The sequence below is a fragment of the Comamonas sp. HJ-2 genome (assembly GCF_053615495.1).
Window position 1 is genome coordinate 19,376 of the sequence record NZ_JBSIFD010000039.1, and the last position, 10,613, is coordinate 29,988.

At 54.6% G+C, this 10,613-nt stretch carries 14 protein-coding genes and 1 tRNA gene; 11 read left to right on the forward strand and 4 right to left on the reverse strand.

All coding sequences use genetic code 11. From position 1 onward, the window contains the following. Nucleotides 1–128 precede the first annotated feature (128 nt). The 6 genes from ACWGXF_RS22635 to ACWGXF_RS22660 all read left to right on the forward strand — a co-directional run bounded on the left by ACWGXF_RS22635 (nucleotide 129) and on the right by ACWGXF_RS22660 (nucleotide 3,571). On the forward strand, nucleotides 129–803 hold the full coding sequence (locus tag ACWGXF_RS22635; protein WP_343497210.1) for a hypothetical protein: 675 nt from the start codon (nucleotides 129–131) through the stop codon (nucleotides 801–803). 315 nt (nucleotides 804–1,118) lie between these two features. Continuing rightward, entirely contained in the window at nucleotides 1,119–1,415 is a 297-nt protein-coding gene (locus ACWGXF_RS22640) for a hypothetical protein (protein ID WP_045839765.1), read from the forward strand. Next, nucleotides 1,412–2,047 (forward strand): lysozyme, encoded by a 636-nt coding sequence (locus ACWGXF_RS22645; protein WP_343497211.1) that lies wholly within the window; start codon nucleotides 1,412–1,414, stop codon nucleotides 2,045–2,047. The genes ACWGXF_RS22640 and ACWGXF_RS22645 overlap by 4 nt, the downstream gene beginning before the upstream one ends. Beyond that, nucleotides 2,035–2,532 (forward strand): hypothetical protein, encoded by a 498-nt coding sequence (locus tag ACWGXF_RS22650; RefSeq protein WP_343497212.1) that lies wholly within the window; start codon nucleotides 2,035–2,037, stop codon nucleotides 2,530–2,532. The genes ACWGXF_RS22645 and ACWGXF_RS22650 overlap by 13 nt, the downstream gene beginning before the upstream one ends. Further along, entirely contained in the window at nucleotides 2,529–2,990 is a 462-nt protein-coding gene (locus ACWGXF_RS22655) for a DUF2829 domain-containing protein (RefSeq protein ID WP_343497213.1), read from the forward strand. Before ACWGXF_RS22650 ends, ACWGXF_RS22655 begins: the two co-directional genes overlap by 4 nt. 44 nt (nucleotides 2,991–3,034) lie before the next feature. Beyond that, complete coding sequence (locus tag ACWGXF_RS22660) at nucleotides 3,035–3,571, forward strand: hypothetical protein (protein WP_343497214.1); 537 nt, start codon at nucleotides 3,035–3,037, stop codon at nucleotides 3,569–3,571. 13 nt (nucleotides 3,572–3,584) lie between these two features. On the opposite strand, the gene ACWGXF_RS22665 is transcribed toward ACWGXF_RS22660, so the two are convergent. Then, nucleotides 3,585–3,758: a hypothetical protein gene (locus ACWGXF_RS22665; RefSeq protein ID WP_343497220.1), complete on the reverse strand. Its 174-nt coding sequence runs from the start codon at nucleotides 3,756–3,758 to the stop codon at nucleotides 3,585–3,587. A gap of 168 nt (nucleotides 3,759–3,926) precedes the next feature. On the opposite strand from ACWGXF_RS22665, the gene ACWGXF_RS22670 reads away from it, so the two are divergent. Beyond that, the gene (locus tag ACWGXF_RS22670) at nucleotides 3,927–4,721 is read left to right on the forward strand and encodes an AlpA family phage regulatory protein (RefSeq protein WP_343497215.1); all 795 of its coding nucleotides are present in this window, start codon (nucleotides 3,927–3,929) and stop codon (nucleotides 4,719–4,721) included. Between the two features lie 191 nt (nucleotides 4,722–4,912). Here the strand turns inward: ACWGXF_RS22670 and ACWGXF_RS22675 are convergent, their stop codons facing one another. Further along, nucleotides 4,913–5,677: a LuxR C-terminal-related transcriptional regulator gene (locus ACWGXF_RS22675; protein WP_452102530.1), complete on the reverse strand. Its 765-nt coding sequence runs from the start codon at nucleotides 5,675–5,677 to the stop codon at nucleotides 4,913–4,915. A 592-nt stretch (nucleotides 5,678–6,269) separates the two neighbouring features. On the opposite strand from ACWGXF_RS22675, the gene ACWGXF_RS22680 reads away from it, so the two are divergent. From ACWGXF_RS22680 to ACWGXF_RS22690, 3 genes are all read left to right on the forward strand, one after another. Then, the gene (locus ACWGXF_RS22680) at nucleotides 6,270–6,893 is read left to right on the forward strand and encodes a hypothetical protein (protein ID WP_232776547.1); all 624 of its coding nucleotides are present in this window, start codon (nucleotides 6,270–6,272) and stop codon (nucleotides 6,891–6,893) included. Between the two features lie 250 nt (nucleotides 6,894–7,143). Further along, nucleotides 7,144–7,710, forward strand: coding sequence for a hypothetical protein (locus ACWGXF_RS22685; RefSeq protein WP_238585813.1), 567 nt, complete (start codon nucleotides 7,144–7,146; stop codon nucleotides 7,708–7,710). 117 nt (nucleotides 7,711–7,827) lie between these two features. Continuing rightward, nucleotides 7,828–8,073, forward strand: coding sequence for a hypothetical protein (locus ACWGXF_RS22690; protein ID WP_230847525.1), 246 nt, complete (start codon nucleotides 7,828–7,830; stop codon nucleotides 8,071–8,073). A 487-nt stretch (nucleotides 8,074–8,560) separates the two neighbouring features. Here ACWGXF_RS22690 and ACWGXF_RS22695 read toward each other — a convergent pair whose 3' ends face one another. Next, a complete protein-coding gene (locus tag ACWGXF_RS22695) occupies nucleotides 8,561–9,226 on the reverse strand; it encodes a hypothetical protein (protein ID WP_059441810.1) in 666 nt (221 codons plus the stop codon). Nucleotides 9,227–9,376: 150 nt separating this feature from the next. Beyond that, nucleotides 9,377–9,859 carry a thermonuclease family protein gene (locus ACWGXF_RS22700; protein ID WP_059441811.1) on the reverse strand — a complete coding sequence of 161 codons (483 nt, stop codon included), beginning with the start codon at nucleotides 9,857–9,859 and terminating at the stop codon, nucleotides 9,377–9,379. A gap of 249 nt (nucleotides 9,860–10,108) precedes the next feature. Between ACWGXF_RS22700 and ACWGXF_RS22705 the strand changes: the two genes are divergently transcribed. Further along, nucleotides 10,109–10,182 (forward strand) — tRNA-Gly (locus ACWGXF_RS22705). The last annotated feature ends 431 nt before the right edge of the window (nucleotides 10,183–10,613 follow it).

The window sequence follows — 10,613 nt, forward strand, 5'->3', positions numbered from 1 at the left end:
AAAGGTCGCATTTGAACGCCGATCGGACTTAAATTCGAAGAAGATTGAGCCATTGAGGAGAAGGCATATTTTTCTACAAGCTATTTCGTAGACAGAGATATCAATTTGATAGAAAGCGACGATTAGGAATGAAAGTAAAAAAGGTAGCCGCTGTAAGTGCTCATGATGAGCTACTAGCGTTGATGGCAGATTTTGCAGCAGATTACTTAGACCCTGCATTTAAAAAAAAACAGGCTGGTGAAGTGCACCACCGTCCAACTGACACGATGTTTGAGGAAATCTTCCGGGGGTTTACAGAGATCGGGGAATCTATGGATACATTGGAACTGCTTGAAGAGCTCTTAAAGGCTCCACCTTCCCGTAGGAAGGCAATACGCAAGGACAGATACCTAAAGTTCCTAATTGGCTCCTATCTTCAGGAAATGTACATCCTTGAGCAGCGCATGACTGCCTATGGAAAAAAAATCTCTCGGCTCTATGGAGCACGACCCCTACCTGCAGCAATCAAGGAGATGGTTTACACCCCATTAGAGAATTTAATCAGCGTGAGAGGTGCTCACGTTCACGAGCGCCGATTTAGCGACGAACATTTAGATCGACTTGGGATGTTTGCCACGCTTAATTGTGTTGGTCACACCCTTGGCGAACACCTAGAGGATGAGTACTTCACCAGTCAGATAACCTGGGCAGAACGTGTGTCTAAGAACAACAAATCTACGCGAAAAATCATCGATCAATATTGCGCCATGATCAAGCCAATCATCACCGATAGCGGCAAGATTTTCATTCCTAAGAAAGTTTGAACTCCCAGTTGATCTCATCCATAAGCTATTGATCATTCGACACAGCTTTCTAAGGCCCTTCCAGTTCGTCTTTAGTGAACCGCCCAACATTTCCAAGAGATGTCAGACGCTGTCTTCTGATCCCTGTTGTGCAGCGGTGACACCACTCTTAGGCTTCGAGCAAGCTACGCGGGATGCCTTACTGCAATGCCTGCCTGGGGGGATTCCACCGGTCGATACTAAGTAGTGCCCTCTCCTGGTCGTTAGCCGCCTGCAGTTAGGCGTACACCCCTCTAGGGTTCGACCACTGAGCCTGCTCCCGGAAAACTTCGGGGCATGAAAAAAGCTCTCGCATCAATGCTGGCGCTGCTGGGCATTCACCAGCATCTGAGTGCCGAGCAAAAACAAGACATAGCCATTGCGGCCGTGCAGACCACGCCAGGAGCCGCATCAGCCGGTGCGGCGCGATTGGGCGGGCTTCCTCTCAGTGATTGGGCAGTGGTGGCCACCATCGCTTTTGTGGCACTGCAGGCGGCCTATCTGATTTGGAAGTGGCGCCGCGATTACGTTCATGAGCAGGCGCGCCAGGAGCTGCGCGATAAGGCCAAGGCTGCCGTAGGGGGCACGCCATGAGCAAGATTCCATCACAGCTGCGCACCAGCATTGGTGCCTTGCTGGTCTTGACCGGCATTGGTGGCGGCAGCTACTACGTGGATCAGGCCGCGACGGCCGAGGTCCAAAAGAATCAGTACATCCAGGCAGTCGCCGCCGATCCCGATATGCCCGATGGCATGCGCATCGCCATGGTCATGGCCGCGTTTTATGAGTCCAGCAATCGCCACATTGGTACGCCCTACGTGGACAAGCTGGGCAAGGGGCAGCCGCTGACGGTATGCAACGGACTGACGGGCAAGGATGTGGTTGCGGGCAAGTGGTACAGCCCTGCCGAATGCTTCCGCCTGGAGAAAAAGCGCTATGTGCAGTATGAGCAGATCGCCAAGCGTTCACTGACTTACTGGGGCAGCTACAACTCCTTCCAGCAGGCCACGTTCTTCGACTTCCTGCACAACAAGGGCGACAGCAATTTCCAGACCAGCACCATGAGGCGTGATGCGAACGGGGGCAACTGGGTCAAGGCCTGCCGTGAAAACGTGCGCTGGAACAAGGGCACGGTCAATGGCGTGTCCGTGGTGCTGCCCGGGCTGAAGATCCGCGGCGATGCGAATGCCGAGCTCTGCGAGTGGGGGCTGTCATGGCGCGGCTGACCGTCTACACATCACTGGCCGCCGCAGCGGCTGGCGCTGCCTTGGCCTGGTCCTTTCAGGCTGCGCGCCTGGGTGCCGAGTTGGCCGACGAGCGCCTGCAGGCCATCCAATACCGCGAGCAGATCGCCGATGAACGCACGGCCGCCGGCCGCCGCGTGCTGGCCGTCGAACGCACGGTCAACGCCACATACCAAGGAGCCCTGAATGACGCCATCCAGAAGCAGGCCGCTTTGCAGGCTGCTGCTGATCGCGCTCGCCGCGAGCGTGACGGCCTGCGCAAGCAACTGTCCGATGCCGAGCAACGACTTGCTGACGCTTCCCCCGCCGCCCTCATCGAGTACGCCCGTTCCCTCAACAACGTATTCGGACAGTGCAGCCAGCGATACACGGAGCTGGCAATCCGAGCTGATGGCCACGCAGCTGATGCGGCAACCTGCCGCGCGGCCTGGCCAGTGATCCCTCAGACCAAGGAGAACCCTCAATGAATTTCGGTGACGCCATCAAGGAATTGAAGCTGGGCAAGCGCCTGCAACGTACCGGCTGGAACGGCAAAGGCCTGTTCGTCTATCTGGTGCCTGCTGCCAGCTACCCAGCACAGACCGGCGCGGCCAAGGCACATTTTGGCGAGGGCGCGATGGTGCCCTACAACCCGTATTTCGCCATCAAGAACGTGGACGAGACTGTCAGCACCTGGGTGCCGAGTGTCAATGACTGCCTGGCCGAAGACTGGCAGGTAGTGGGTTGCACGGTCCCACCCCACCAGCAGCGCGTGCTGGACGAAAAGCAGGATACGGACATCCGTATCACCAGGCTGGACGAGTTCATTCTGCGCAATGCCTTGTTCCGCCAGCTGGACCCCGACGAGCAGGCCCGCATGCGCCGCCAGCTCGATGTGATGCGCGAGCTGTCTGTGATCCTGGGCGAGCGCATCTCTGCTTTCTAAGCCTTCCGGCCCGCACCGGCCGGCTGCCGGAATCTGGAGTAACCATGCAATTCATCAAGAAGCACGCGACAGCCATCCTCTATGTGGTCATCGCCTTGTTCCTGGCCGTGTTCGGCTACCGCCTTTGCAGCGATTCGGCCCTGGTGATCGACATCATGCTGTTCGCGCTGTTCAGCTCCGCGCTGCTGGCGCTGCCCATCGTGGAAGTGGGCGACAAGATCCTGAAGAAGCTCAAGGAGCTGGAACCCAAGACGGGTGGCACACTAGGGTCGAACGTGGTCGGGGTGCTGCGCAATCACCGCAACGACCTGGAGTATTCCCTTGTGCATGCGCTGGCGCCTCATTTGGTGAACACCAAGAACGCGGATGAACTGGGGACATTTATCCGGGATGTGGTCAACTCAATTCAGGGCCGCGGCTCTCAGACGCTTACAGCGGTCTGCACCTGTGGCCCGAATGCCGGCTGCAGCAATTGCCCTGCTGGCGGTGGTCAGAGTCTGCAGGCCGCCCAGGATGGCCTGTCGCAGTCAGCCACAAGGACTGCAGAGGCTTGGGCTGGGGTGCTGGGCAAGACCTCCTGAGTCAGCAGATTCCTCAGTAGCCTTCGACTAAAGGCATTTCAGTCCCATCGACCGCAATCATCACGCCCGTGGTGTTGGGGTCGATTTCAATTGGGACGCCCCACATTTCATTGGGCTTGGCGAAGGCGTTGACGATGTTGAACTGGCGCAGCTCTTCCGGCGGCAATAAGCAATACTGGAAATGCAAATCGTTCTTGCGCTACTCCCGTGTTAGAGTGTTTCCTACATTGATATCAACTATCAAGAATCAATATCTATTGCATTGATTAACTATGGTGCATGCACCTAACATCCGAATTCAAGAGGCCATATGTCTAGGGAGAGCGCGTCACGTGTCACTAAACATGTCATCCCTATGGATGAGGTGTTGATTCGGACAGCGCTATCAAAATCGATGCTCTACAAGCTCTTGCGGCAGGACAAGTTTCCTCACCCAACGCCGATGAGCAATAGAAGCATTGGCTGGTTCGAGGCTGATATCGAAAACTGGCTACAGGCTAGAAAAGCGGCTCGCCAAGTCCATCTCGCACTCCCTCTCGTCTACATGGCGGGCAGGATGGGAGAGTCTGTAGACAACAAGAAGCCAGGCGGGGACTTTTCTTGCTGGCGAATCTTCGATGTTTCCAAATCCAATGCCCTCGGTGATTTAGAAACGGAAAGTTCGGAAGCTGACGTACTGATCGCGCCGCCGCAAGAAATGGTCTTTTATGGAACGCGCACAAGGTTCATGTACTCGGGTCCATGGAAGACCAGAGGCAGCGACCACGGGTACATGCATGGAGTGACTCCGTGCTCGCCTGACAGAGCACAGAACGCCGCATACCGTGGAGCGCTCCAAGGCATTTCTCGGGCTGATGTAGTTGTGGCCTATCTTGAAGATCTGGAAGCCTACGACACTCTGGTTGAGATTGGTTACGCCAGGGCGGCCGGTAAGAGGGTGATAGTGATTACTTCACCGGCACTTCATAAGCCACCGCTTAACGATGGGTGGAGTCGCAGGTTCTGGTTTGCTATCCGGGCTGCGGATCGGCACATTGAATTGCCAGACCGCCCCGGTAGCACGTCAAAGGAGCACTGGCAATTGGCTCATGCACAAGCAGCAATGCTGGTTGCGGAGTGGTATCCAAACACTATGGTCTCTACCACCTAAAGCCTTGCCCATACCCAGGTCGCGAAGGCTTTTGAACATTACCAAACAGGGGCTGCACAATTGAAAGCAGTCAGGTAAAAAGCGTCTGCAACTTGACGAATAAATTCTCTTGTCAAAGATAATCAATCAAAGAACATCTGTAAGAAAAAATCCATTTATCTCGAACTTAAAACTCAGATAAAAAAGAGAGTTTAAATGATACCTGTCAGCATCGCATATCTGACAGCTTGTGCTCTGGTTCTGACCTGCATTTTTCCGTAAATATTTTTTACATGTGTTGCCACAGTTAATGGGCTGATTTCCAGGTAGGACGAAATCTCTTGAGTGGTTTTTCCTTGAGCTATCAATTTCAATATATCTACTTCTCTTTCAGTCAGCGACTCGAATTTTTTATGCATTGAGATGTTTTCCCCCTGCATAGATGCCTTGAATATTTTGGGAATGATTTTCTTCGCCACACGGGGCGATATCGCAGCCCCACCATTGGCTACTTCCAGCACAGCCTGCAAATAGCTTCCAAACCATGAGTTCTTTACCAGGTATCCAACAGCGCCTCTCTTAAGAGCATCCATGGCCGCATCGTCGCTTTCACTTGCAGAAATTGCGATGCATAGCACGTCAGGCCTTTTTAGCTGGATGGACTCCAGCAGCTCAGCTCCTTGGCCTTCGCCAATAGACAGGTCGATGAGGAGTACGTCGAACTCTTGAGAAAAGACGTTCTTGCGAGCCTCTTTGTAGCTGGAAGCCTGCCCTACCAGAAGAGTGCGCGGGTCACGCATGAGCTCCTGCGCGATCACGTTCCTGATGTGTCTGTCTTCGTCGACCAGAAAGACTCGCACAGGTTGGCTCTGCTGCCCCTTCATGTCGGATGGCCACATGCCACCGAAAGCAATAGATGCGCCTTCAGTTCTGCCGACGTCAGACCGTGAACTCATAGATGCGTCGGTTAGATACATGTGACACCCCAGCAAGTAGATAGATTGGTTGGCAGTCACGCGAAAAATAAAATCTCCCTTTTTTAAAATCCACTAAAAGTAAATAAAGAAATACGTGGTTTATATTTTTACAAATTAAAACTCTAATATGTGGTATTGATTGCAGCAGATGCGTGAAAAATAGATATAAACCCTTTGTTATTGAAACATTGGACATGGAAAGTAAACGGAAATATAGATTACTTTTTTTAACACTGTAAGAATTTTCCCATGGGTGCTATTTATTCAATAGCACACCATGCACAAAACACAATAACTCAATCATTTTTTGATTGAATTTATTTTGTTAAGAAAATATTTCTAAACAGGGTATTACTGTTTCTTAGTCATTTTCTGAAACTGGCCTTACCGAACGCCTGTTTTGGAACGTAACCAAGCACTCCAGAACTCGTTGACGGTTAACAGGGGCCTTTTGCATATCTGCAAATGGTCTTTTGCTCACACACACTCTTTCTTTCACTTGTCTGAAAACTCGCTATTCAAAGGAACGATCATGAAAAAGTCTATGATTGCCATGGCGGTTATTGCGTTGGCTGGTGTTGCATCTGCTGCTGTGAGCAGCTCAAGCATTGCAGCCACAAACACGACGTCGAGCGCATCGTCTGCCACGATGTCGGGTGCGGCCAGCTCGGGCAACGGAAGTGCGCTGAGCATGAATAGTGCAACCTCCGGTGCAACGTCGAATGCAAACGCTGCTGGCGGCGCTATCGGCGCAGGCGGTTTTGGCATCGGTGGGGCAGCTGTCGGTGGTAGCGCAACTACCTTCGGTAATGTGAAGAGCCTTTCCGCCACTTCCGGCAACGGTGTTGCGGGCGGCGTAGCGGCTACCAATGCCAATGCGGGCTCGGCTGCTGCTGCCGGCTATAACGCAGGACCCGTCAACGGCACTGCCTTCGGCGGCGCCTCTTCTCAGACCGCGAATGTTGCTGCAACTGGCGCCGGCCCTGGCGGCGGCTTGGCTTACGTCCACAACAATGCGGGCACCACCTCTGGCTACAACGCCACATCGGGAGCCGTTTCCTCACCTTGGGGCTCGCTGACCAATACCACATCGAATGCAGGCTCTGTGGGTACCGTCCATCAGAATGCCGGTTCCTGGGGTAACGCCGGCTACTTCTCCAACGGTGGTGGCACCTCCGGTACTGCTGGTGCAGGCTCAACGGCCAATGCCAACTAAGGCAGCTATCCCAAGATAGTTGTGTTTGTCCCGGGTCTGGCTGCCTGGCCGGGCTCGGGCAACGTAGGAGCAAAGCATGAAATTCTCAATAGCTCTGTTAAGTCTTTGCGTTCCTTTGTGCAGCTATGCGCAAAGTGCCGACAGCAGCGCGCAAAGCTCCTCTAGCTCCTCTTCCGTGGGGGCGCAACAGAATCAGTCGATCACCATTGTCAATCCGGTTGCATCTCCGGCGGAGAGCCGATCAACGGCCATGATGGAAAGCCGATCCACGTCTACCTCCGACCAGAACATCACAACGAGCGGAACGACTACCCAGAACCTGAACAGCACTGTGTCCGGGACGTCCAAGAACATTGTGGAGTACAGCGGTACCTACACCCTGAAGAACGTTCCCAGCGTGGGCGGCCCCAATCTCACGACCAGCAATGACACCTGCATGGGCAGCAGCAGCGGCAGTGCCAACGGCCCCGGCTTTGGCGTGAGCTTCGGTACAACCTGGACGGACGAGCATTGCAAGCGCCTGAAAATGAGCCGTGAGCTCTGGAACAAGGGCATGAAGGCAGCCTCGCTGGCAATGGACTGCATGGATCCCGCCGCTCGCGTGGCACTGGAGATCACGGGTTCGAAATGCCCGCAATCCATGACCGCAGATGAGCGTCGGAACAACTACGGGCCGGATGCTTCGGCACAGGGTAGCCCAACTCCTGCTGCGCCCCCTTCAGAGGCTCAGTCGAGTTTTGCACCGGAAGTCACTCAACCAGCGGCTGTCACCTCTGTGATGGAAGATCCACGTACAGCACAGCTGTACCCCAATTAGTGGGTGTGATTCCTAATCTAGGAGGCCGCTATGGGCAAGACTCTAGCTCTTTTAGCGATTGCACTATGCAGCGCTTCGTCTTTGGCTGCACCCGACTCCAGGGCCATCAATGAACCGTTGAGCATTCAACGCCAGATCTTCGGAAGTGGCGAGCAAGGTGCAGCAGGCTCGCAGCAAGCAGAGCCGGTGGGCGACTATGGCGTCTGGCATGTGCCGCAGTACCTGCCTGGCTATCCGACCGCAGCAACGATATGGCCCCGCGCTATCCCTGTGAAATGCAAGGACAGGCAGTGCGAAGGCTATGTGATTACCCCGCAGATGGGGCCAGGTGAGTACCTGTTCTTCGTGCCTACAAGCGAATAGACTGGTCAAAGGCATAACAGGACGGCAGCACTCCTTTGGTGCTGACAGCAACTCACCTAACAAGGGCGGCTTCGTGCCGCCCTTGTTGATTGCATACTCACATCCCCTGATGAGTCGCATGCACAAGCCAGGCTTCAAACTGCAGGCGAACCAGCAGGACAAGCGCAGCGTGATCCCGATCGAGATGCACGACATTGATCAGTGGCTGGGGGGACAGTGCGGGAGGCGGGGCAACTCCTTAGATTGGCACCTGTGAATGTGTTTGATGCCGATCCAGCCTAGTTTTGGGTGCCAGGCTGTTATCGGTCATCAGCGTGCCCTCGGCGAGTTCGATCGAAGGTCCGCTCAAACAGAGAGTGGAGGCGTTCGCAGTCGGTAGCCCGCGCCGCCGCTGCGAAGCAGTGGGATGGGCGCGAGCTTTTAAACGAATGCGAACCCAGACGGTTCCCTGAATCGCGACAAAGGGGCCGATATGGCCATTTTCACTTCAGATGCATAAATGGCGCCCGAGGATCGTGTTGGCCTCGTTCAAGGCCGTGTGGAAGCTAAGGCCGGCATCGGTCACCATGAACTCGCTTCTGGCGCCACCAAGCGACAGGGAGCGCGTGAAGCCGCAGACCGATATGGGCTCCCCAATATCGAAGGGAACCCTCCAGACCTTCCCTTGCGTAGGGCGATTGCCAAGCTCGCCCATGTGGGGATTGGTCACATTGGCGAATGCGATCAGGTCTGGTGTATGGGTTGGTGCGATCACCGAGATAAGGCGCGCGAGCTCCGTGGCCGTGAGCTTGCCTTCGGCGAAGGCGATGAAGAGCTTGGCGTGGACCTCTGGTTTGCTGAAATCGTTGGCTAGCGAGATTGCCAGTACGACACGTTGTCCGAGATCCTCCATCTCCTTGCTGCTTTCGGCCGCCTTCGAGAACATCCGGTACTTCTCAATTTCTGGCAACCCATCCAGCGTTCGAATAAAGCGCGCAAGCTTCTCGGCCTCGATTCGATCACGAAGGCCTCTGACGCTCTCAGCTACTTCGAGCGCAGCCTTAATGCCGGGTAGAACTTCAAGCACCTTTCTGTCGACGGCCTTGCTCAATACGTCCGAGGTGCCCGACAATATTTTTGTAAGTTGGCCTGTAACCGTCACTGCGATCTCCATTGATTGTCATTGGACAAGTATCGCCTTTGTCTGCCCGCCGAGAAGAAGGGCGATAACTTTTATCTCAGCATCGTGCGGAGATTGCGCTACCAAGCGGTCGCCGACTCCGGCGACACGAAGACCGAGAAGGGTCGTTTACGGACTTAGGTTTTACCGAGGCTCGCGTAAGGCTTTGCGCCAATCCCATGGCGCGATGGGTTCGGCATCTCGCCAAAGTCCAACCTTTCGAGCCTTGGCCTCTTGCTCTGCAAACTCGTATTGCCCGCGCTCCTGCGGTGACTGCTCGCGGGCATAGGCGCGATACCACCAGGCCATTCCTTGTGTGATCATGGCCAAGCCCGCATCGAGTGTGCGCGGCCCGGTTGGCGCTGATGCAGGAGCAACCCAGACCGTGCAGACCTGTCGCTTGTACCGGTCTGTCTTGGTGCAGCGCAGCTCTGCCTCTTTCTGAAATGTCAGCTCGGCCAGTGCTTGGCGGGCACGCTCACCGAACGGTTGCTTGCGCTCAGGGGCGTCAATGCCCTGCAGCCTTACTTTGACCTGTTCATATTGGCCGGGCTCGCCACATCGGGCGGTCAGGGTGTCGCCGTCTGAGATGCCGACGACAAGGCAGAGAAGCGAAATGGCGATCATTTGGCACCATAGAGGCAACGGGCATCTCGCCCGAGTGCAAGGTTGCAAGGTTGCAAGGATTTCAGCACCGGCGTTCACGGGTCCTAACGGTGGAAAAACCTACACTGAAACCTATACCAGTTGGTAAAGTGCAAGCGTGCTTCATTAGGTTTCGTTGTGCTAAAATTTTTAGATGCACTAAATTGTTTTTCCTAGTGAAGACAACGATTTGCGGCAGATTTTGCAATGAAATCATGCAGTTATCAGTGTGCGGGTGTCGTTCAATGGTAGGACTCTTGCTTCCCAAGCAAATAACGTGGGTTCGATTCCCATCACCCGCTCCAGTTTTATTTTTCTAAAACAAAGACTTATCGCGATCTTTGTTTTTTGGGGGGAGTTCCTGGGGAGTTTTGCCCGATGAAGGACTCCAGCTTCGCCTGCTCGATATCCCCCTGATCGTCGTCCAGCCACTTGGAATAGGCGCTCCAAAACATCTCCACAGAATGCCCCATCTGCTTGGCGTGGCACCTGCCATGAGCAGCATCGTCGCATAGGTGTTGCGCATATGGTTGGGCAGCCGGTAACGAATGCCCAGGGCCTTGAGCACCGGCACCCAGAAAGGGTTGCGAAACCGCTTCTCGTCAGTCCAGGGATCTCCATGCGTCGGTTCCACAAAGACCGTCTGTGAGTCCTTGGGTGGAGGGTGTGCAGAATTTTGTGTAAACGGACAATCCACCGCAGGCGAGAGCCTGCTTGTCCGCAAACACAATGACAA